Annotated in this window: 23 protein-coding genes and 1 pseudogene; 6 read left to right on the forward strand and 18 right to left on the reverse strand. The window is 37.3% G+C overall.

The annotated features are described in order from the left end of the window. Positions 1–9: 9 nt before the first annotated feature. Positions 10–1907, reverse strand: a pseudogene (locus tag AC0VYC_RS18705) (beta-glucoside-specific PTS transporter subunit IIABC). Positions 1908–2061: 154 nt separating this feature from the next. Between AC0VYC_RS18705 and AC0VYC_RS18710 the strand changes: the two are divergent. Continuing rightward, positions 2062–2772, forward strand: coding sequence for a GntR family transcriptional regulator (locus tag AC0VYC_RS18710; protein WP_017368418.1), 711 nt, complete (start codon positions 2062–2064; stop codon positions 2770–2772). A 38-nt stretch (positions 2773–2810) separates the two neighbouring features. Here AC0VYC_RS18710 and AC0VYC_RS18715 read toward each other — a convergent pair whose 3' ends face one another. Both AC0VYC_RS18715 and AC0VYC_RS18720 read right to left on the reverse strand, forming a co-directional pair. Continuing rightward, positions 2811–3083: a hypothetical protein gene (locus AC0VYC_RS18715; RefSeq protein WP_475390089.1), complete on the reverse strand. Its 273-nt coding sequence runs from the start codon at positions 3081–3083 to the stop codon at positions 2811–2813. After that, positions 3013–3375: an Imm64 family immunity protein gene (locus tag AC0VYC_RS18720; RefSeq protein WP_475389051.1), complete on the reverse strand. Its 363-nt coding sequence runs from the start codon at positions 3373–3375 to the stop codon at positions 3013–3015. The genes AC0VYC_RS18715 and AC0VYC_RS18720 overlap by 71 nt, the downstream gene beginning before the upstream one ends. Before the next feature lie 321 nt (positions 3376–3696). Here AC0VYC_RS18720 and AC0VYC_RS18725 point away from each other — a divergent pair, with 321 nt between their 5' ends. Beyond that, on the forward strand, positions 3697–4596 hold the full coding sequence (locus tag AC0VYC_RS18725; RefSeq protein ID WP_475389053.1) for a PhzF family phenazine biosynthesis protein: 900 nt from the start codon (positions 3697–3699) through the stop codon (positions 4594–4596). 39 nt (positions 4597–4635) lie between these two features. Here the strand turns inward: AC0VYC_RS18725 and AC0VYC_RS18730 are convergent, their stop codons facing one another. From AC0VYC_RS18730 to AC0VYC_RS18750, 5 genes are all read right to left on the reverse strand, one after another. After that, complete coding sequence (locus AC0VYC_RS18730) at positions 4636–5496, reverse strand: LysR family transcriptional regulator (RefSeq protein WP_475389055.1); 861 nt, start codon at positions 5494–5496, stop codon at positions 4636–4638. A 114-nt stretch (positions 5497–5610) separates the two neighbouring features. Further along, positions 5611–6954 carry a TcaA 3rd/4th domain-containing protein gene (locus AC0VYC_RS18735; protein ID WP_008347442.1) on the reverse strand — a complete coding sequence of 448 codons (1344 nt, stop codon included), beginning with the start codon at positions 6952–6954 and terminating at the stop codon, positions 5611–5613. A gap of 180 nt (positions 6955–7134) precedes the next feature. After that, entirely contained in the window at positions 7135–7638 is a 504-nt protein-coding gene (locus AC0VYC_RS18740) for an LURP-one-related/scramblase family protein (RefSeq protein WP_268372407.1), read from the reverse strand. 105 nt (positions 7639–7743) lie between these two features. Beyond that, positions 7744–8085, reverse strand: a complete 342-nt coding sequence (locus AC0VYC_RS18745; protein WP_039165381.1) for a darcynin family protein — start codon at positions 8083–8085, stop codon at positions 7744–7746. Positions 8086–8156: 71 nt separating this feature from the next. Next, positions 8157–8747 carry a Crp/Fnr family transcriptional regulator gene (locus AC0VYC_RS18750; protein WP_475389058.1) on the reverse strand — a complete coding sequence of 197 codons (591 nt, stop codon included), beginning with the start codon at positions 8745–8747 and terminating at the stop codon, positions 8157–8159. A gap of 100 nt (positions 8748–8847) precedes the next feature. On the opposite strand from AC0VYC_RS18750, the gene AC0VYC_RS18755 reads away from it, so the two are divergent. Together AC0VYC_RS18755 and AC0VYC_RS18760 are read left to right on the forward strand one after the other, a co-directional pair. Further along, the gene (locus tag AC0VYC_RS18755) at positions 8848–9096 is read left to right on the forward strand and encodes a hypothetical protein (RefSeq protein ID WP_058336403.1); all 249 of its coding nucleotides are present in this window, start codon (positions 8848–8850) and stop codon (positions 9094–9096) included. Positions 9097–9110: 14 nt separating this feature from the next. Continuing rightward, positions 9111–9353 carry a hypothetical protein gene (locus AC0VYC_RS18760; protein WP_327872239.1) on the forward strand — a complete coding sequence of 81 codons (243 nt, stop codon included), beginning with the start codon at positions 9111–9113 and terminating at the stop codon, positions 9351–9353. 54 nt (positions 9354–9407) lie between these two features. On the opposite strand, the gene AC0VYC_RS18765 is transcribed toward AC0VYC_RS18760, so the two are convergent. From AC0VYC_RS18765 to AC0VYC_RS18785, 5 genes are all read right to left on the reverse strand, one after another. After that, a complete protein-coding gene (locus AC0VYC_RS18765) occupies positions 9408–10781 on the reverse strand; it encodes a sensor histidine kinase (RefSeq protein WP_475389060.1) in 1374 nt (457 codons plus the stop codon). Further along, a complete protein-coding gene (locus tag AC0VYC_RS18770; RefSeq protein ID WP_039164830.1) occupies positions 10778–11449 on the reverse strand; it encodes a response regulator transcription factor in 672 nt (223 codons plus the stop codon). The genes AC0VYC_RS18765 and AC0VYC_RS18770 overlap by 4 nt, the downstream gene beginning before the upstream one ends. Next, entirely contained in the window at positions 11450–13564 is a 2115-nt protein-coding gene (locus AC0VYC_RS18775; RefSeq protein ID WP_475389062.1) for an MMPL family transporter, read from the reverse strand. 106 nt (positions 13565–13670) lie between these two features. Further along, positions 13671–14537: an MBL fold metallo-hydrolase gene (locus tag AC0VYC_RS18780; RefSeq protein WP_475389064.1), complete on the reverse strand. Its 867-nt coding sequence runs from the start codon at positions 14535–14537 to the stop codon at positions 13671–13673. Between the two features lie 59 nt (positions 14538–14596). After that, complete coding sequence (locus AC0VYC_RS18785; protein ID WP_475389066.1) at positions 14597–16426, reverse strand: hypothetical protein; 1830 nt, start codon at positions 16424–16426, stop codon at positions 14597–14599. Positions 16427–16875: 449 nt separating this feature from the next. Between AC0VYC_RS18785 and AC0VYC_RS18790 the strand changes: the two genes are divergently transcribed. Together AC0VYC_RS18790 and AC0VYC_RS18795 are read left to right on the forward strand one after the other, a co-directional pair. Further along, complete coding sequence (locus AC0VYC_RS18790) at positions 16876–17421, forward strand: Pathogenicity island protein (protein ID WP_475389068.1); 546 nt, start codon at positions 16876–16878, stop codon at positions 17419–17421. 51 nt (positions 17422–17472) lie between these two features. Continuing rightward, on the forward strand, positions 17473–17631 hold the full coding sequence (locus tag AC0VYC_RS18795) for a hypothetical protein (protein WP_025093698.1): 159 nt from the start codon (positions 17473–17475) through the stop codon (positions 17629–17631). 390 nt (positions 17632–18021) lie between these two features. On the opposite strand, the gene AC0VYC_RS18800 is transcribed toward AC0VYC_RS18795, so the two are convergent. From AC0VYC_RS18800 to AC0VYC_RS18820, 5 genes are all read right to left on the reverse strand, one after another. Next, a complete protein-coding gene (locus AC0VYC_RS18800) occupies positions 18022–18528 on the reverse strand; it encodes a DNA polymerase III (protein WP_265154222.1) in 507 nt (168 codons plus the stop codon). A 42-nt stretch (positions 18529–18570) separates the two neighbouring features. Next, positions 18571–18822 (reverse strand): hypothetical protein, encoded by a 252-nt coding sequence (locus tag AC0VYC_RS18805; protein ID WP_171465987.1) that lies wholly within the window; start codon positions 18820–18822, stop codon positions 18571–18573. Positions 18823–19424: 602 nt separating this feature from the next. Then, positions 19425–21194, reverse strand: coding sequence for a DUF262 domain-containing protein (locus AC0VYC_RS18810; RefSeq protein WP_171465974.1), 1770 nt, complete (start codon positions 21192–21194; stop codon positions 19425–19427). Positions 21195–21848: 654 nt separating this feature from the next. Then, positions 21849–22328 (reverse strand): 23S rRNA (pseudouridine(1915)-N(3))-methyltransferase RlmH, encoded by a 480-nt coding sequence (gene rlmH, locus AC0VYC_RS18815; protein ID WP_025093694.1) that lies wholly within the window; start codon positions 22326–22328, stop codon positions 21849–21851. An 80-nt stretch (positions 22329–22408) separates the two neighbouring features. Then, entirely contained in the window at positions 22409–22579 is a 171-nt protein-coding gene (locus AC0VYC_RS18820) for a CxxH/CxxC protein (protein ID WP_008360116.1), read from the reverse strand. Positions 22580–22645 lie beyond the last annotated feature (66 nt).

Raw genomic sequence — 22645 nt, forward strand, 5'->3', positions numbered from 1 at the left:
CTATTCCTCCTATTTCACAATTGTCATCATCACGTCAGTTGGTTGACATGTCGAACGTTCCTCTACAATCACATCTTCGTATGCTTGGGTATTGGTAATGATAACAGGTGTGATTGTTTGTAATCCTTTGCTTTCAATTGCTTCCTGATCAAATGTCATCAACAAGTCACCCTTTTTCACCTTGTCGCCTTCTTTGATATTGAGTGTAAATGCCGATCCATCTAGAGAGACCGTATCAATTCCTACATGAACAAGTAACTCTACACCAAATTCAGATCGCAGACCAATCGCATGTTTTGTTGGTGCAAGCATGACGACACTGCCGTCAAACGGTGCAAACAGTTTGTTATCGGTCGGATGAATGGCAAAGCCTTTCCCCATCGCCCCAGAGCTAAATACGGCATCTGGCACTTCAGATAACGAAAGCACCTTTCCTGTAAGTGGAGCCGTGATCATTTCTTCATTGTTCATAGAAGTATTTGCCGTTTCTCTGTCTTGATCTTTAACAGGTGTTTCACCAGCTGACTGTTCTACCGTATCTTCTCCATATCCGAACATTTGAATAAGCACAACTGGTAGATCAGCGCAATGGCCACACCAATCAAAATACCAATGATAGACGTTGGATAATCTGCACTGATTCCGTTCACAATGGTCAGCGGGCCGGGCAGCCCTGCATATGCAAAGTAATAAGGCGTAAAGAAGCTGGCCACAACGGCACCGACCGCTCCAGAAATACACCCGAAAATAAACGGCTTTTTAAAACGTAAGGTGACACCGTAAATCGCAGGCTCCGTAATACCGAAGAGTCCTGTGATTCCAGCTGAAACCCCAACTTTCCGTGTTTCCCGATTTCTTGCTTTTAAAATAACTCCCAGCACCGCACCGACTTGAGCGATAACAGCGATGGTTTGATATGCCTGAAAGGAGTCACGTCCATATTGTTCAAAGTTCGCAAGTACCATTGGCGTGATGCCCCAGTGAACACCGAAAATCACGAGTACTTGCCAGAAACCGCCGATAATGGCCCCTGCCACAGCTGGTACATTTTCAGCTAAAACATTGTATCCGTTTGCAATACCATTTGCACCTGCTGTCGAAAGAGGACCGATTAATAGTATGGTTAACGGAACCATGACGACCATACATAAAAATGGGACAAATAGCGGTTTGACGACCTCATGAATTCGTTTGTTTAAGAATTTTTCTACATAAGAAAGAATCCATACTAAGAAAAGCGGTGGCAAGACGGATGATGTATAAACCGTTTCAGATAACGCAATCCCTAAAAAGGTCACACCTTCCCCTGATGCTACACGTCCGGCAATCTCTGTCCAAGCTGGACTAACAAGCGCTGCTGTACAAGCAACCGCGATATACATATTCGTTTTGAAATGCTTGGCTGCAGTTATCGCAATAAAAATGGGCAAGAACGTAAACGGTGCCCAAGAAATAAAGCTAAACACTTCATAAGTGCCTGTTTTCGAGAAGCTTGGAAATATCAAATTTATTAAGATAAGTGCACCTTGCAAAATACCAGCTGCGGCTAAAATATACACAAATGGCGCAAACACAGCGGACATGGTCGCAATGACCCGATTCAGTATCGTTCCTTTGTTTTCATTCGGCTGGTCATCATCCGACGTTTGGAGCTGAACCAGGTTGGAAAAATGCTCATATACCTCACCTACATGCTGACCGATCACAACCTGAAACTGACCACCGTTTTCCACCACTGTAATGACGCCAGGCATGGCGTTGACTGCTTCTTTTGCCTTTGGATTAGAACGCTTCAGCACCAAACGCAGCCTCGTGGCGCATCTTGCGGCACTCACCACATTTTCTTCTCCGCCAACTGCTTCTAAAATGTCTTCTGCAAGCTTTTGATAATCCCTCACTTTTGACATATAACCCCCCCTTTATCACTACTAGTATACGTACATTATAATTATACCGGTACAATTTATCAATACATATATAATTTGAGTTTGCATATCAAAGAGAAATCGGGATGTGCTATAATACAAAGACAATAAATCGTGAAAACAAAGAGGAATGGCTATGTTAAAGTATCAACAAATTGCGAGCGATATTGAAAAATATATTGTCACACATGAGCTGCAGCAAGGAGACAAACTCCCTGTGCTTGAGACGCTCATGAATCAATTTGCTGTGAGCAAAAGTACAATTATCAAATCATTAGATTTACTCGAAAGAAAAGGGATTGTCTATCAGGTGAGGGGCAGCGGCATCTTTGTGAGAAGGCATAGGCGCAAAGGCTATATTAGCCTATTATCCAACCAAGGGTTTAAAAAAGATTTAGAGGAATTTCAACTGACATCAGAAGTTCTCACGTTAGATACCGTCAAACCGCCAGAAGAAGCTGCGCTGAATTTAAACATTGAACTAGATGAGGATGTTTTCTACCTTAAACGCATTCGTTACATCAATGGACAAACTTTATGTTTAGAAGAGTCCTATTACCGGAAAACCATTATTCCTTACCTCAACACAGAAATTGCAGCCGATTCGGTTTTTAAATTTATCAGCGAAGGCCTTGGGCTCAAAGTTGGCTTCTCGGATATGTACTTACAAGTAGGCAAACTAAACGAAACTGAAGCGAAGCACCTCGGACTTAAGCAAAATGATCCTGCTCTTCGCGTCGAAACCGTCTTTCATCTCACAAACGGCCAGCCCTTCGACTTCTCGAAAATCACATATAACTACATGCAATCCCAATTTTTTATTCAGGCGAATAATTATTATGGGTGATAAAAGGAAAAAGCCCCTGATACATTCAGGAGGCTTTTCTACTGTTCTCTTTTAACCATTAAATATTTCTTCCCTCTCTCTTGAGTAGTTAGCCCGTCAATGAGAGTATCACCATAAAAAATGACTAAATAATCCCCTTTAACTATAAGAACAACTGGAAAAGCATGATGTTCTTGCAGAATCTTTTCAACATCATCTGGATGAAGCTCGACTTCCATTTCATGACCAATGAATGCATACTCAAACGGAAGAGTATGATAAAGTTCTACAAGACACTGTACGATCCTCCTGTTGAATACGAACGACATCATGTGAAACAACCTCTGTCCACTTTAAATATAGAACGAATCCCACAAAACCAGCTTCTTTTTGTATGTTGATAGTCGTATGTTTTAGACATGTTCCCGTCAATTCAAATTCTGTATAATAGCCTTCCAAGTAATTGTTTTTGATTTTATTCTCTTTTACATCATGTTCGATCCATGCTTCGCCATTAGCGTCCTGACTAAACTTTACTTTTGTTATTGAAATGCCTTTCTTTGTTAAATAGTCAGTCAGTTTGTGAAAAGTGGTTATTAAATGAATGTCATCATAGAATACCAATCCAATATTGATATATCCTCCTAAAGCTATGCTGAATCCCTCGCCTTCTTTTTGTTTTGTTCAAGCATACTACAAAAAAGCAGATTCTCTTTGAACCTGCCTTTTGATCTATCATTATTTTTTTTCAGCCTTAAACATCTTGACCGTCTTACCACTCTCTGACATTCCTTTTCCTGTAACGGTAAGACCTTTCCACCTTAGCGCCTAGTTGTTTGATATTACATGAACAATTCCAATACATCACATCAAAAAGATTCATTTTACGAATGCATCCTACACACTTATGATGAACATAACAACATGGTTAGGAGGATTCTTCAGATGAAAGATATTAGGGTGTATCATGTCGATGCGTTTACAACTGAGAAATTTGGAGGTAATGCCGCTGGGGTGGTGTTGGATGGGGAATGGTTAACGGAGGATGAGATGCAGAATATCGCCAAGGAGTTGAACTTACCCGAGTCCGTTTTCTTGCTGCCGGCACATGATGAGAAAGCCGATTATCGAGTGAAATATTTCACTCCAACGGAAGAGGTCAATTTCTGCGGGCATGCGACGGTTGGGTTGACTTGGCTTTTAGCGACGGAGCTAGGGATGGCTAAAGAAAAATCAGGGGTGGTGTTAGAAACAAAGATCGGCCATGTTCCCGTTGTATGGCACGAAGAGAATGGCAAAGTTGTGGATGTGGAGATGACACAGGTCACGCCAAAGACGCGAGATTTTATCATCGATGTAGAAGAGCTTAGTGACATGCTCGGTATAAGCAGTGACAGGATTGATCCATCCTATCCTATAAAATTAGCAAACACCGGAAACTGGCATCTCCTGGTTCCGCTGAAACACCAGCATGACATTGATCAAGCAGCACCAAACTTAGCAGCTTTAGGAAAAATGAATAAAGAGCAGGATATCACAACGACTCATCTTTATACGTTTCAATCCACAAAAGACTGTGATGATCTTTATACAAGGGATTTTGCACCTGGCATTGGTATACCCGAAGATCCTGTAACGGGAGCAGCAAACGGGGCATTGGCCGGATATCTGTATTTGGAAGGGATCATTCCTCAGCAAGAAACCACTCATCTGCGCATTGCCCAAGGTGATGCAATCGGCAGACCAGGATTGCTTCGTATCACGGTCATTCCGAATGAAACAAAGCCGGTCATTAAAGTAGCAGGTGCAGCGGTTATTACCATTCGTGGGGTGGTCACGCTATAAATTGATCAGCTTGAATAGAGACTCTCGTTCAAGCTGAATCTATTTAAAATGATCTTTGACTGCTTCAATCCATCTTTTAGTAGAGGGAGAGGCTGCGTTAAAAGATTTAAACGCCATATTGATTTCGCGATAAACACGGGTCTCAAGTGGAATTACGTTCGCATGAGGCACCTGAGGCGGCAAAATCAACTTCGGAATGATCGTGAGCCCAAGGCCTTCCTGAACCATAGAGATGAGCGTATTGTTGTCCCCAATCTCAAACAAAACATGGGGTTTTACGCCTCTTTCTTTTAATATTTTCTTAATGAGTTGATCACAGCCCGCTTTTGGCATAATAAATGGTTCATCTTGGAACGAAGCCACTTCCATCACCTTCTTTGTATGGAAACGATGACCCTCTTGCATGAGCACCACCAATTCATCTTGAAACAGTGGAACAGTTTCCAAATCTCTAGATGGCTGTGTTAAAAACCCAAGATCAACTGTGCCAGATGCGATCCACTCTTCAATCTCTTCATAGCCACCTTCGTATAATTCCAATTGAATATTGGGATAACTTTTCGTAAAACGATGAATGAGCTGCGGAAGCATTTTTGAAGAAAAACTAGCGAACGTGCCGATCTTGATACTCCCCACTTCCATCCCTTGAATCAACGCCGCCTCCTGCTCAAGCAATGACGCATGATGAATGATTTGGCGAATATGGGGCATCACTCGCTCACCTGCATCTGTCAGCGACAGCCCGTTTCGATTCCGATGAAGCAGCACAATCCCAAGCTCTGACTCAAGCTTCGCCATATTATGACTCACCCCAGACTGCGTCAGCCCAAGCTTCTCGCCGGCTTTTGTAAAACTGCCGCATTCGACGACTGTTTGAAATACTTTGTATGGGAATGTCATTCGTTTGCTCACCTCTTTTGCTTTCTGGCCATTAGTATTGGAACGCAGAAAGTACAATTTCCTTTTAAAAGAAATTGTACTTTCTGTAAAAATTATCTCATTTCTTTTGCTAAATTAAAAACTTGTTTTTTCTACCTCTGTGCTTGTCATATAATCATCACTATACGAGTAATCGTCTTCAACACTGCTAATTATCCATGATTTTTTATCTTCAATATATTCGAGAGTAAGCTCAACTTCTGAAAATCCTTCTTCGCTTTCACTGTCGACGTATTCAAGAACTTCTCTTTCTTTATCATGAAACTCTACTGGAATATGTATTAGATGTGATCCTCCACTTCCTATTTCATAGGTAGCCTTCGAAAAATCAATTCTTGTGCCTAGTGCCTTTCCCTCATAATAATTCTTTGAATCATACCCAGCAATCACTTCTATAAACTCTTTCTTAAGATTATCAGACACTTGTTTTAACTTATTTGCATCCTTAGAATTTTTAGCCTCGACCCTCTGCTTTGCGAAATCATTTATCACCTGTTTCATATTTTCTTTAAAAGCTTTATCAATGATTGGATTAGGTGTTAAATCATACTGATTTGTTGATCCTCCGAAAACAGAAGACGTATCTGTATCTTCTTCAACTTTCACTTCATATTCTTTGCTTTTGCCTTCTCCCCATGGGAATTTAGCCTTACCTTGTAGAGTGATCCCTTCTTTCACAGGACCAAAAGTCGTACCTTCTTCTATTTTCTCTCCAGTTCCTTTTCCATTCACTACTATTTCTGTATTAGGTATCGATGATGAAACATCTACATTATTACCTGAAAAATTAAGACTGACTGTTTTTTCAAAAGAATCGGCATCAAAAAGAGTGAATTCCTCCTCATCATTTACTGTTGTATAATTAAATTTTTTTTCTCCTTTTATATCATATACACCTGGTCCGTAATAGCCCAGCATTTTAGAACTACTGTCTTTTAAGTTGATTTTTTCTCCATTAAAAGAAATTTCAGCACCCTTGGCGGCTTCCACTTCTACCTTATAAGCTCTCGCTTTAATCGTATATTTCTCTCTCCCTAAAAAACCTTTCTCTTTATCTATAAAGAATGGTCCCATAGACAAAAAGGCTTTTCCAAATAGACTCTCAGTAAATGTACTATCCTTACCGTCTGAATTATAATACTTTGCTTGATACTCTAATAACTCAACCTGATTTTCAAATTCTTTACTTTCATTTTTTAGATAGTTAATAATGCTTTCAGCATCATTTTTATCCCATGACATCTCTTTATTTTGAAGCTTCACTAATTTAACTAGGCCCTTTGCATCCCCATTTTCCACTTTTTCCTTAAATTCTTTTGCCAAATCTGCTGGATTTGCTGAACGTCCAGCTACCAAAAAGATAATAATAAATAACAGAACTACACTACTACCAATAATAAATAACGTCTTTTTTTTCATTTTCATACTCCTTAATCAATTTATTTGATTATTATAACACTAAAGTTAAATAATAGAGTATGACCCAAAAAATTCATAATATATGAATCATAAGAATTAGCAATTAAAACTCAATTTACAAAAACACCTCGAAAAGCTTTAAGCTCTTTGAGGTGTTTTATGGATAACTATATTCTGTTTCTAGTTAGTCGTCGTCGACGAAGACCTAGACGCCGCTTCATCCGCTTTCACACAATCAATCGCAACAACCAATGCAATCATCACAGGCTCCATCTCTTCTTTCAAAATATCCACCTTGTAGCTATCCCCCCAAGTAAACCATTCCTTCTTTACCTGACCGATCACTTCGCCGCTTTGCAGCACTTGGAAATTCATATCCCACCAGTTCCCTTGTACTTCGATACCAGCAGCATCAATTGAATATTTTGCTTTGAAGAACGTAAACTCTTTTTTAATCGTCAATACCTCTTGCCCACCGACTTCTACTAAAAACTTCGGTAAAAAGCTGAACATTTTCTTCGTAATTAAAGCGATGACTTCTCGTTCTGTATTCAAAATGGTAAACGTCTTTGGCACCTTCATAAAGCTGCCTTCGACCACATATACATCATTCTCCTGTTGGTCCTTTACCGTAAACCTGCCGCTCAGACTAAATACCTTTTGCTTCATATATAGCTGCTTCATAAGTACCTCCGATTCCGTTCAAAAATTTATCCGTTCTTCCCTTACCCCTGATTATACCAAATAATAGAATGTGCAAAAAACCATTTGCTATCAGGTGGTTTTCGATTACTGATCCATTTTCAGAGATTCTTTTTCATATGTTTGAAAAGCATCTTCCATTCCCATGATGACCTCTTTCATTTTGACATAACCACTTGTATAAGGAATAGAATCTCTAATCTCTTCCCACATAAAATGATAGAACTTCAGATCATCTGTTTCACACATCACAAAATCTGTGTAATCCTTACCTGGAAGAGCTTCAGCATCAAAAAAGCGCACCGTCACATGTTCCTCATATTTCTGCATCAACTCTTGCAGCGAAGCCGCATGGGTTCTGCGCTCCTCTCGTGGTAAAGCAAGCCAAGATGGATAGAACTCTAATAAAACAACCATCATATATTTCATCATCATGCCCCTCGTTTCTTCTATGATGTGATGATTGTACGCCAGATCTAGAGAATGTGCATTAACATAGGTTAATGTTCAGCAGGATGCAGCAGCCTGCTCAGCGAAACCGGAGAAATACCGATATATGAGGCAATATGATATTGAGCGATACGCTGATGTAACCCGGGATATTTCAATAAAAACGCCTGATATCGCTCAATGGCTGGCAAATATAGCAGTTCCCTCTCACGCTCTTCCTTTCTCGTATACAGCCTTTCTACACTCACCCGAACAAACCGCTCCCACATATGACTGCTGTCCATCAACATTTGAAGCAGATCATACGGAATTTCAATCACGATAGAATCCTCCATCGCTTCAATCGAATAAGGAGAAGGCTGCCCGTTGATCATACTTGCATAAGAAGTAGCAAAATCATCTTCCAACGTAAAAGCCACGTTGTACTCCCTTCCATCCGGTAACACATAGAAGAGACGGAAGAGACCTGTTATGCAGAAATAGGCATGCTTCACCGGATCGCCAGCCTTGATTATGCATGTACCCGCTTTTAATTGTTTAATCGTTGTTCCATCTTTGAAGGCTTGCCAATGATTTTGTTCAATTCGATATTTCGATATTTTGGTTTTGAACGTGTCGTATAGGTTGGTTATTTTATCCATCTGTAAGTTACCTCTCTAGTAATGGAAGACTTGCTATAAAATAGTGTCAGAAAACACTCAAGTTATAATGGAAATATAAGCGATGATGAGGGGAGAAACAATGAAAAAAATCACTTTTTTTGACTGGACCGTCCATTTACAAGCGGACTTAACAGCGATTACCGATCATTATGAAAAGAAAATGGTCATTTTAGAGCCATCCATTGAACTAAATAGCATCATCTGGATGGATGACAACAACGAGCTACAAATCAAACCTACTTGGGATTGTGTCATTTCAATTGATCCAACCAATAAATCACTGACAATCCGGCAAACAAAAGAAGTATTCGGAGATGTGTACGAATGAAAATAGGAGAAACTATGAAGAAAACCGCTTTTTATGATTGGACGATTCACTATCCTGACCATTTAACAGCAGTCAAAGATGATACAGAAAAGAAAATGGTTTTTCTAGAACAAACGGTTGAATTTAAAGAAATGATCCGTATTGATGAGAGTGACGAACTGCAAATAAAGCCGACATGGGATTGTGTCATTATTGTAAATGCAAAACAGATGTCTATGACAGTTCGTGATGCAGAAGACTTTGTAGGTTTACCATAAACATTAAAAAGAAAAGTCTCATTTGACACACGCAAACGAGACTTTTCTCAAATACTATTTCTTTGGAAAAACCGTCGTAAAGGTCGTTCCTTCTTTTTCATTGCTTTCTACTTCAATAGAAGCATTGTGGTACGACAGGACTTCTTGCACGATGGATAATCCAAGACCCATTCCCTCTTTATTTCGTGCCTGATCTACCCGGTAAAAGCGTTCAAATATTTTTTCTAATGTGTGTGGTTCTATGCCAATCCCCGTATCTCTAATCGTCACAACCGCTTCCGATTCATTTTCATTACAATGAATACTGATTTCCCCAAACTCTTTGTTGTACTTAATGGCATTGCCAATTAAATTCTCCCAAACATTGATCAACAAAGTCCGATCCGCATATACCGAAACAGGCTGTAGATCCAACTTAATTTCTAGACCTTTCTCTTCTATCCGCCATAGCATCGAATGGACCACTTGATGAAGCTGCTCATCTACTCTGACGATTTGTTTATTCGTTGGATATGTCCCTTGATCAATAGAGGTTAAAATGAGAAGTTGTTTCGTTAAGTTAGATAATCGCTTTGCTTCTGTTTGAATAATGTGGTTGTATTTTTTCCCTTCGCTTGATGAAATCTCCTCATTTAGTAATTCAGAATACCCTCGTATATTTAATAGTGGTGACTGAAAATCGTGCGAGACGTTATTCACAAATTTCTTCCTTGCTTGATCGGTATTCTCTAATTTCCGCTGCATCATCCGAAAACGATCAGCAAGCTGACCAATTTCATCTTTTCGATTGATCATTAATGGATACTGAAAATTATGGTTTGCCATCTCTTGCGTCGCACTCGTCAATTCTGAAAGAGATTGGGTTACCTTTCGAGACATGAATAAAATGCCAATGATACTGCTCACAAAAACGGCGAAGATAAATCCAAAAATAATCAAATGAAACTCTGTAAAGAAACTGATATTATTCGGGCGTAAAAATAAGCCCCATTCTTCCCCGTCAATTTCTATTTTTGTCCCCACCGTATTTTTTATATCATTTGCGAAATGACTCATGATTAAGTATGAATTTTTAAAGGATTTGATCCCGTTGTACGCTTTACCGCCTTCAAATAAGGCGTGCATTTGGTCATTCCATTTTTTCGTTTTAAATGGTTCGCCAAACATCTTCATCTCCCCATCTTCTTTAACCAAAGCGATTTGGTACCCTAGATCGCTCATGGTTTGCAAAAAATCAGAAGAGGCCCGCAAGGTAATTTCATGTTCTTTGATTTGTTTAGATAACTGCTTGGCAATGGCTAAATATCGATCATTCATTTGCTCTTTGACAACATGATTGTAAATCAAGTTAGAACAAATAAATCCAATGAAGATACTAATCAAAACAATCAAACACGTATATAGCATAAAACGTTGTTGTAGTTTCATTCTTTTACCTCAAGTTGATAGCCGAAACCACGTATTGTGACAATTTCAATCGTCGCTTCCGCCCTTTTTAAACGTTCTCGTATGCGATTAATATGCGTGTTTAATGTGAATTCGGGTTGATCTAACGTATCCCCCCAAATGTCATCAATTAAATCCCAGCGGCTTACATTGCGGTTTGCCCGCTGCAGCAGATAATACAGAATTTCTAATTCCCGCATGGGCCAGATATATTGCTGATTCGCAATCGTTAATTCCCAACGGTTCGTATCAATCTGAACATTTCCCGCAGTCGTTATAGCTTCTATAGATTTACGATATCGTCGTAAAATCGCATTTACACGGAATAGCAGTTCTTTCGTTTCAAATGGTTTGACGATATAATCATCAATCCCTTGTTCAAATCCTTGTTGCTTATCTTCAATCTGCCCTTTCGCTGTCAGCATAATGACAGGCAGTTCATATTGTTTCGTCACAATGTTCGCCAGCTGAAAGCCATCCATCCCAGGCATCATCACATCAATAATCATGAGATCAAATGACTGTTGTTGCAAAAAAGCAAGCGCTGCCTCAGCATTGCTTGCTTTTGTCACTTGGTATCCCGCCTGCTCTAAATGGATGGACACTAATTGCAAAATGGCTTCATCATCATCCACAACCAATACATGCAATTATCCTTCCTCCTTTATTTCCTTAGCTTTGTCTTTTTCAAAGAATAATATGAGTGACGGCAGCAACATTCCTCGCACGAAGAATGTATCGATGATAATTCCAATAGCGACAATAAATCCAAAGATAAATAAATCCGTAATCGGCATGGTCATTAATGCGGCAAATGTTGCAGCAAGAATGATCCCCGCTGAAGAAATCACCCCGCCTGTATTTCGTATCGCTACTTCTAATGCAGCTTTGACGTGTAACGTTTGGCGTTCTTCTAAGAAACGGCTCACAAGGATGATGTTATAATCAATTCCTAATGCCACGAGAAAGATAAAGGCATACACAGGGGCGCGAGTTGAAATCGCATCATATCCAAATAACACATCGACTAAGAAAATACCTAAGCCTAATGCAGATACAAATGAGATTAAAATCGTCGCCATCATATAAATCGACATTTTCATGGAGCGTGTCAAAACGAGTAATAAGATCAGAATGAGTAATGTTTCCAGTAATACGATCTTTTTAATATCGGATTGATTCACTTGTTGCTCATCCACTAATTTAGCTGTTGTGCCAGCAAAAGATAACTGTACCTTTTGACCATCTGATAATCGATAGATGGCTTGATCTGTACGGAAATCTCCTAAAAATTCAATGGCCTCTATACTGTATGGATTCACTTTTAATGATATCGTCATTTTGCCGTGTTCTCCATCTTTGGTTACCCCCGAAGGACGAGCCGATCCTATCTCTTCATTTTCTGAGAATTGGGCGGAGATTTCTTGTAAATGTTCCTGAGTTAGCTTTTGACCAGTCACAAGTACTGTTGTCTGGGCTAGATCACCTTTATTAAATTTTTCCTCAACGATTTCAAATGCGACACGAGAAGGTAAATCCTTCGGGAAATTTTTCACCGAGTTAAATTCATAATGTAAATTGAAAATATTCGCACCTGTCACAAGTAAAAATAGTAAGACCGCACCACCAATTAATCCTGGTTTTCGAACCACGAATTTGGCAAGAGGTCCCCATATGCCATGTTTTGCTTCTTTTGCTTCACCATATGTCGGTACTTTCGGCCAAAATGCTTTGCGGCCAAATAATGCAAACAAGGCTGGAATCAGTGTGACAGAAGCCAACATAATGACCACCATCGCAGCACCAAAGATTGGCGCAAAGTTTTGATAATCACGGAAATCCGCCACAAATAAAATGATCATCGCCGCAAATACTGTACCGCCTGCAAATAATACCGGTTTGGCTGTTGAACGCATCGCCACTTTCATCGCTTCAAATTGATTTTCATGATGTTGTAACTCCTCACGATAACGCGAGAAAACAAACAATGAATAATCAATCACAGCAGCAAATAACAAAATGCTCATAATCGAGGTGGTTGAGTTATTGATTTCAAGTCCACCCACGCCAAGTAAAGCCACAACTTGATTCACCACTTGATAGACAATGACCGTTGCGAACAATGGAATGATCGCTAATAGCGGAGAACGGTAAATGACGATCAATAAAACCAAAATGATTGCAACAGTAGCTAATAGCAGTTTCAAGTCGGCAGATTCAAACAGCTTCACCGTATCCCCCGCTATACCTGCTGGACCCGTAATATAAAAATCAGCATCTAGCCCTTTCGCTATGTTTGTACCGACATCCGTTGTCTCATCATTAATCTTTGCATAATCAGCATTGCCTAATCCCGCTTTCAAATTCATTGGCACAATCATCGTCGTTTCATCTTCTGATAAAAAAGCGGATAACGCTTGAGGAGGCAATGCGGACACATCAACAATTTCTTCAATTCCCTCAATCTTTGCCTCTTTGATTCCTTGAATGATCGTTTTTACATCTTGTATAACCAGCTTTCCATTAGGGTTATGGAACACATATAATCCCGGAGTCCCTTTATCATTTGGGAAATACTGATCTAACTTCTTTTGTGTCACGATGGACTGAGCATCACTAGGTAAAGATTGAAAATTGCTTACTTTATGATCGCCCAATTTAGGCCCAGCACTCAACCCGATCATGAAAACGAGCCAAATGATAACAGTCAGCCAAGCTCCTTTTTTTGTAGACATTTTATCAATAAATGATCTGAATACTTTCATTAATCGTTCTCCTCCTTTTCTCACCGGTTCGAGTATATCGCCTGTATATAAACTTGATATAAACTCAGGGAAAAGGACGAGCCATGAAAATAAAAAAAGCAGAGGTTTATCCCTCTGCTAATCCTTCATAACCATTTACAAAATATGCGATCGTCTCTAACTCATCTTCTTTTAGTTCTCTGTTCACATGTGTTTGATATTCACTCTTGATTCTCTCCTGATCTCCACCATAAAGATCAGTGTATTTCGCCATCATTCGAAGCTTGTCTGTTTCCTGACGAAACTCCTCTTTTGTCCACGGTCTTTGGTGCGATGGAATATACGTCTCCGCATCAAAAGCATCTAATTCATCTATAAGACGCAAAATTTCTTTCACCGTATAATGTACTTTTTCTGCATACATTTTCGGATAAATGCAATCAGCAAGAAACAGGATTTTTTCCTCTTTCACATACACGATCACTGAATCAGCAGCATGATCGCCCCCAACATGCTGCACAACACAAGTGACCCCGCCAAGATCAATCTCCATCCGACGGTCAAATGTGACATCCGGTAAAACCACCTGAATCTCTCGATGATCCTGATATTCTTCTTTTATCGCCTTCGCGCAAAATTCAATCTCCGTTCCTTCCCTCACCCGCTGATCAATCGCCTCATCTGACCAAGAAAACGGAACAAGCTTCTCCATTTCCTTTCTGGTTTTTGCAGAAGCAATTGAAACCGCATGAGGCAGCGCCGGTAGACCAAAAATATGATCCCAATGCCAATGAGTGAGGACAACCATATCCGGCGTGGCGTTCTCTTGTTTTAAGGTCTTTTGGATAAAATAGTTCGCATGATCTTCTGAATTACCGGCATCGATCATTAATGTTTTGTTATTGCCTACGACCAAGCCTAGGATGGGGCGGTCGGTGAGTGATACTGGTGTGATGTAGGAGAAGGTGTTGCCTATTTTTTTGATTGTGTGCATGGTGTGCCTGCTCTCTAATATTTAGATTTTATTATCGTAGTGCGAAGGTAAACCGAAGCCTATTTCTTTAATAAGTATTTGGCTAACTTTCGATCTTCTTTATCCTTTGTCTTCACAGCAATATGTTCAATCAATTCTCTTGTGGCCGCTTGCTGAGAATACGAAGGAGACCATTCTTTTAATACACTTAAAGCATGATACTGTAAATTTCCATCATTTGATCTAAGTGCAGCTTGAATCAATGGCAATCCTACACCGTCGTGTTCATATAAATCTTGCACAATATATTGTAGACAAGCCACTTCATCATCTGAGAGGTTTGATAACGATAAATGTGTTTCTGCAAATGTACAAAGCTCTCTAATATGCTGGTGATGATTTGTGTCCATCACAGCAAAGTATATTTCACTATTTGTCGGATCTTTCTCAAGTAAAGCAAATAGATGCTCAATCACATCTAAACGATAAAAGAGAGCGATTTCAAGTGCTTGGGAGCTAAAACCCTGTTGTAACGAATCGGTTGCAAGCTTTGGCCATCTACTGTCATTGATAAACGGTTGAACAGCTTCCTGGATAGCCTTATAATCGTCCTGTTTCCATGAATCATTCAATCGGTCTTCCCAAATCTCTTGTTCATCATTTAAAAACTCATTTATTTTCAATATTGGATAAAAGTCCTCAATTGTTTGGCAGTGCTTATGAGCATGGTGAATAAATCGGAAGAGAACTGAGCTTGCATTTGAATACTCATCGATTCCGTAGATAGAAACCTCATCTTCTAATAATGCTTGAATGATGAGACTCGCTCCATCATATAATTCTTTGGAAATTTCATCTTCTGATAAAGCTGTTTCCAGATCACCATTAAGAGCGCAAGTATAGGCTAAGTATTCATTCATGATTGTATTTTCGCAGCCCTTTGTTAGTAACCAACGTTTTATTTCTGGCGTCGAAGCTTCCAATTGCTCAACAGCCGAAATTTTTCCCCATCCATCGACGGACTTTGCAAGACGCCAAACATGTTCGTTTCCTTGAATTGTGCCATTCTTCAATGCAAACACGACATAAGAAGTAAATTCTTCATGCATACCTATTGTGAATAAAAGCTCTTTGTATTTTTCACAGTTTGTACATCCCAGTATCATGACTGCAAATTTGACGACCTCCCGATGTGCCGCATGTTCAAGAAGCCATAACGCTTCTTGCTGTACACGGGATTCATCCCATTGTGTTTGCTGAAATCGTTCAATTAGCTCACTGTTGCGACTCGCCATATTGTTAGAAATGATTTTTTCATATGTTTTTTTTCTAGTTTCGTTTGTAGGATGATTCAGTTGTATTTCAAAAAGCTTCAATAGTTTCTTCACATAAAAAGGGGCAGGTCGTTCATCTACATAATAATCAGATAAACCGGGAGCCAATCGTGGTTCATTTTCGTCAAATAAATAATCTTCATCGGGTAAACGGTCGTCTACTATTTTATGATGTGATTGAATTTGTTGTTGAATAAAGGGAACGATTTTCTCTTTATGATCCCATGGGAGAAAGTCTATCTTCATTGATTCATCTAAAACCGTTTCATGATCTACCTTCACCATACAACGAAATCGTACATACCCACCAAGTTTAACGGACACTTTGTGTTTTGTACCATCTTGAAGCTCCAATATCCCTGACAATTTTGAATAAGGGATCATATGAGTCAATAAACTTTTTCGTTGTTTTTTATCAACTGTCACACCATCAATGATTAGTTGCTCTTCTTTTATTTGGTTTGAAATTTCTATAGAATGCCCTTTATATTCAATTTTCCATGTTTTATTTATTTCTTTTTCTACGTCTTTTATTACGTTACGCATTTCACGTTTAAAGTCAGCTTTAATACCCATGAAAGTCTCCTTTAACTATTTATAACTAGAATAAGATCAGTATGTTTTTCCTACTATGATTTCATTTATTGGAATAGTTGTTTTCATTTTATATAATACGATATTTAATACAGAAAATCTTTAAATAATAAACTTATAAGAAACAAGAAATTCCCATTACCTCTCCTAGTTATTATTTCTCATTGAATTATCAATTCAAGATTTTTATATCTCTTACTGGCAACATCTTTCTTTATATGCCAAAGCAGCGCTTACTATTAAAAGTAATCACAACTGATTTATCAGATCGAAACCTCTAAATATAAAAATACAGATGCAACTTTAAAAAATAAGAAAAAAGTCATTATTAAATTTCATTTAAAACATTATTATTTACTTATTTTATCTTTTCATCATTTAACAGCATGTATAGCTATGTTAGTATGGCATCCAAAGGAGGATGATAAGTGATGAATATTAAATTAAAAAGCACTCTAATCAAATTGGTAGCATCTCTATTTCTGATGAGCGCCGTGGCTCTACCAATTTCACCTAAAGATGCAAATGCCACAAAGTCACAAGCCACATATAAAGTGGAGAACCTTAATGATAGTGAATTAAAGATGACGTTCGATCATGCTGATGTTCATATCGATTCTAAAGGAAATGCTATATTGGAAGATCAAATAACGAATGAAAAACAAGTTCTTCCTAAAACATCGACCGATAAAAACAATCATCCTGTTACCTTGCATTATGAAAAAATTAAAAATGGGATTTTAATTAAAGTTGTGAGTGAAAAAACAAGCGGGAAAATCAGTACTCAATCTGTCGGAAAATGTATTCTAGGTACTAGTGGTGGGGCAGTAACCGGAGGTGGTACGCTTGGTCTTGCTGGTGCTGCTGTAGGAACTGTCACAATACCTGGTATCGGAACTGTAGGCGCTGGTGCAGTTGGTGCAATCACAGGTACTGTTGGCGGAGCAATGACAGGAGCTGCTGCATCTTGTTTTTAATGAATTGCAAAAAGGGTACTCTCTTTTTATCCTAAAGGGAAGGTGATCATGGTGTATAAAATCATCATTCCATCTATACTAATCATTTTTTTCCTCTGGATTCTATTACAGATTTCACTAGAGATGAGCATATTTAAGAATCCAATGAATTATTTTATCTTATTCATTCTTTTCTTTCTTACCATCAAGCTTGTAAAAGAGAAACAATAGGAACCTTATGGGATGTGCTAGAGGAGATGAATAAATTCATCTCCTCTTAGTTAATATTCTCACTGATATCTTTAATTGAAGTTCTTCAGAAAAACCTTGTTGGAGGTAATCTTGTAATGGTTCTAAATGATAAAACTGCTGCTGGAGATATTATTGGACGTGTACTATTAATTGAAGATAATTACATGTGTAAGTCTTCAATTCTTTTTTAGAAAAAATATAATTAACATAGCTAAGGTGGCACCTACAATGGATTGGTGCTGTTTCTGTTTTTTTAAAATCCCACTCACTTATGTATAAGGCTCACCGTGATGCCTTTAAATGAGGTTATTAGAATATTATTTTATGTTGCAAGATCTCTAGAACTATATTTAAATTAGAAATTGCTTATCACTCTACACAAAAACTAATGATTTCCTTCGGTACAGGTTCAAATATTAATACCTCTGGCTTTGGATAAGGCCTTTTCCTCAAATAATCTTTGAGTGGGATCATACTTTTCCAGTACTGCGCAATCCAATATTCCATCGTTTCTCCAGTGTCAAAATTTAAAGCTTCCTCATCAAACTCTTTCATATCTTCATAGAACGCTTGATCATAAATAGAAAGCGAAATATCACGATCAAATACAAATATCTTGTCCGTAAATATAGGGAAACAAAAAGACTCTGAAAAACGATTGATTATATCAGCGCCGATTGCTTCTTTGAAATGAATCCATTTAGGAATATTGGAAGGTCTTAAGTTTTCTGTGATCTCTAATTTCACTCTTCCACCATTACTATATTTATAATTTGACTTCGTAGAATATTTAATGCCACTGTTCATGACTTCTTGCTGTGAAACATGAAACTCATGGTTCTCGGGAAAATATGCATGGTATATTAAATGACTCATGTATCTCATCTTCCTATATATAAAGTTGTGTTTGAATCTTTTTTATGACTCAAAAGCAGTTCTTTCTGGGAATACCCCTCCCTCTCTGATTAGACACACTGCTAACCTTTGAGCAGCTCTATCAAAATAAAATTTTGAAGGAATATTCTCATCGGGTATAGCTTCTATCTCTGAAACTTTTTTCGTCAATTTATTCAATTCAATTTTCCCCATACTATTTTCATTTGGACCAAATCTATATATGACAGTAGTGTGATTTTCGTATTCTTTTAGTAACAAGACATATGAAGCCATTTTTCCTCCTCTAATAACATATTTACTCTTCATCCTATCTTTTTAAACTCCCCAGACACTGAGTCATTGAAGGATGCCTGAATAGGATGATATTGATAGATACCTTTATCCAACTATGTAGGAATAATTTGTTTTTTAATAATGCATATTACGATGCTTAGTTTTGCTTTAGCAATCGCTAAGAGCTTTTAGTTTGTATCTATATGTTAGTTGTGACTTTTGTTTTTATTAATTTTGTGAATGAACGCCTTATAATATACAATATTCACTAGACACATTACATAGCCTAAAACAAATATAATCGCTAAATCTTTAAACGCTAAGTTTGTCCCTTTATGTGTAATGATACTCCATATAAAGGGAAGTATTTCTACAGTGAATGCCATTGCAGCTCCTAATATTGAAGGTAATATAATAAAAGTAATAATAAATGATTTAATTATCTTCTTCTCCTTTAAGAGTTTTTAAAATTAATTTCTATTAACTGTTCATTTAATTTGATGTTTTTAATTCCGTGACGTATCTAAGTGAAGTTTTAAGTATTTTTAAAGCTATGAAAATAACACAAGTGACTCAAATTCATAGCTTCTAAAAAATAAATTTTAAATTAGACCTTTTCTTTTTAATTCCCTTATTGCTCTTAAATCTTCAGGGGTTGGGGTTGGTTGTTCTTCACTTTTACTTAGAAAATCGGGTTGATTTAATCCCCAATCATTAAATACATTTAATAGCTCGTCAGAAATTCGTATGTCTCTTTCTCGAATTTCATTCATTCCCCAGTCTTTATGTTCGCTAGATAAATTTAATAAGATTTGAACTTTAGACTTATTGTAGCTGTCTTGTTTCTTTTTAAAATATCCATTACTTGCAATGATATTAAGCTTTTTTTCAAAAGGTATTTTATTTCCCAAATGCTCCACAAGTTCTTTTACCTCTTCCTCAGAATTATTTGGAAAATAACTAGATTGCCATTTTCTAGGTAGTATATGCTCGATTTCCCATTTATCAGGAAGGAGTTCCTCCTGCTTTTGATAAGCAAGTATCTTTAGAATCATCCGAACAGTATTACGATGCGCAGTTTTAATCTTAATTTTTAGCTCTTGTTCATCCAACTTATTAAAATTAAATATAGGTGTAGGCGAATTAATAATTTCAGAGTTTAGATTTAAAATCCCTCGCTTGACTACATTAATTGTTGGCGTAACTATGTAACGAGCTGCCAAAACAGCAAGTAAATTTTTAAGAAACCGTAAAAAAAGGTTTTCGAAATTTGGTAACTTATGATGATTAAGATAATAAATAACTACTGGATACTTCCAAAATTCATTTGGATACGAAGATAACCCATCAAGTATTTGTTTAATCTCGATATTTTTAGACCAATTCTCATCTTCTATTTCCACACGATTGTTAACCACTCTCCATAAATTCAGCATTGAATTTAAGTTTGTAATAATATCAGTTTTATATAACTGTTCAAAATTATTTCTTGAATAATACTTTCTTAGACCTGGAGTTGTAGTATTTCGATCATTTTCTAAGGCTCTTAAATAGAACATATAATAATAGAATAGTTTTTGAATGCTTTCACCAGCATCTTTCGCTTCATCATCAAGTTGTTGCCATTGCTCAATGAAAACAGCCCTCATATCAACACTTAAATTATTATAGATTTTCGCTTTAAAAATATCAGCATCCGATAAAGCTAGTCCTCTATCGTTAAGAGTTGAAAAGATCGTTAAAGCTGTATCTTGGGAATCAGCTGTGATTGGTAATAAAATTGCCTTGTTTAAAACATTCCTAATAAACCAAAAAAATAACTCCGGTTCATTTGAAGCATAATTCTCAATTAACTCTGTAAATAATTTATAGTTAAGTGAATAGTTATCTTTTGCAGTTTCTTTAGTAGTCCCGTTAACAAGAATCTGACCAAAAATTTTGTTTCCCTCATCACTTATAACTCTAGATTCAATAAGAGCTTTTTCAAAGTTAACCTCAGCTGTTAATTCATCTTGTTCCCACAATGCTGATTCTATTTGTGCTTTAAAGTTTGCTACTTCTTTTGTTTCTTTCATTGATTTAAGTTTGAAGTAAAGCGCTCGTAACAATAAGAATAAAGACGTAATTCGCTGCTGACCGTCTATAATTTCTTGTTCACCACTATCATTTTCATAAGAAACAATCGTTCCTAGAAAATAAGTGCTTCCATTATCATTTTCTGTATACTCTGTTAAGTCTTCAAAAAGCGTTTGAATCTGTTCGTCAGTCCATGCATACGGACGTTGATATTCAGGAATAATAAATTTATTTACTTTTCCTGTTTCTAACAGTTGCTTTACACTCTGTTTATTTACTTCTATAGATGTAGCCATTATTTATTCTCCTTTCTTTTAATACATTTAATTTATAAAACCGATTAATAATTAGAATTATGAATCTTTTTCTAGTATGCTATCTTGAAAATCAATATGGATAATGTGCTGGAGATACAAGTTCTGAAAAGGTATTGGTCAGAAAGCTTTCTCTATCTTTACACCAGATATTTTTAATGCCTGTTCAAGTGCGATATCCATATCTATTTTTATTTTATTTTTTCAAGTTGTGTCTCCTATTATTTAATTTTCTTACCTAATTTCAATAAAACTTCATTCAATTGAATAATATTTTAACAGAAATTGTCAGTCTCTACAATTTCACTAAATAGGTTCATTATCATTCATATTTCTTCTACTCACTATTGTTTAAATAAGTTATGGAATTAGACATAAAAAATCAACAGTAAGAATAAACCTATCGATTTTAAAAAGTAAAAATATTGGTTATTGAAAAATTCAATGATTTTCCTATGATGCATCAACAAAAGATAAAACAGAGCAGACAGCGAATGAAAAGTTTAATGTATCATTATCAGATATTCATAAGATTTAAGTTTACAATGCCTAGCAAAGACATCTTTTTAGATCATTAAGCTAAACCTTTTACATCAAGACACTATTAATTATGGTAGGATGATAAAAAAACCTCACTTACTTATGATAAGGCTCACCCCGCACAATCCGAAACGCCCGATAAATCTGCTCCACCAACACCAACCTCATCAACTGATGCGGGAACGTCATTTTCGAAAACGACAGTTTCTCATTCGCACGCTGCATGACAGCATCGCTTAACCCAAGGGATCCGCCTATGACAAAACACACCTTACTTTTTCCGTATGTTGCCAGCTTATCTATTGTATCGGCTAATTCTTCGGAAGTTTTCATTTTTCCTTCGATGGCGAGGGCGATGACGTGGGCGTCTGGGTTGATTTTGCTTAGGATGCGTTCTCCTTCTTTGTCTTTGATGATTTTCATGTCTTGATCACTAAGATTCTCGGGTGCTTTTTCGTCCGCGAGCTCAATGATCTCGATTTTTGCGTATGCCTGTAATCGTTTTGTGTATTCGGCTATGCCTTGCTTTAAATATTTCTCTTTTAATTTTCCTACTGTGATAATTGATATATTCACAGGTCATCCCCACCTTAAGAACAAGTTATTCATATAAGTTATCAACAATTGTGGATAAAATTTGTGTATTTTGTGTCCGATCATTCGTTCCCCACTATATATATTGCAGGTTCATCGCACAATTCACAGGTTGTGGATAAGCTGTGTGTATGTTCGATTTTTCTGAATTCTGGCGGTGTTTCGTGATCATCTATGTACATGTCTAATACGGTTTCTATATGTTCTGCACAAGCATAAAGTGATTTGTTCATAAGTTTCTAATTCCTCCAATATGTTGTTTGGTTATTCACATGTGTTTCGCTCATTGTTCAATATAA

Source organism: Bacillus sp. iso_77, from assembly GCF_056173625.1.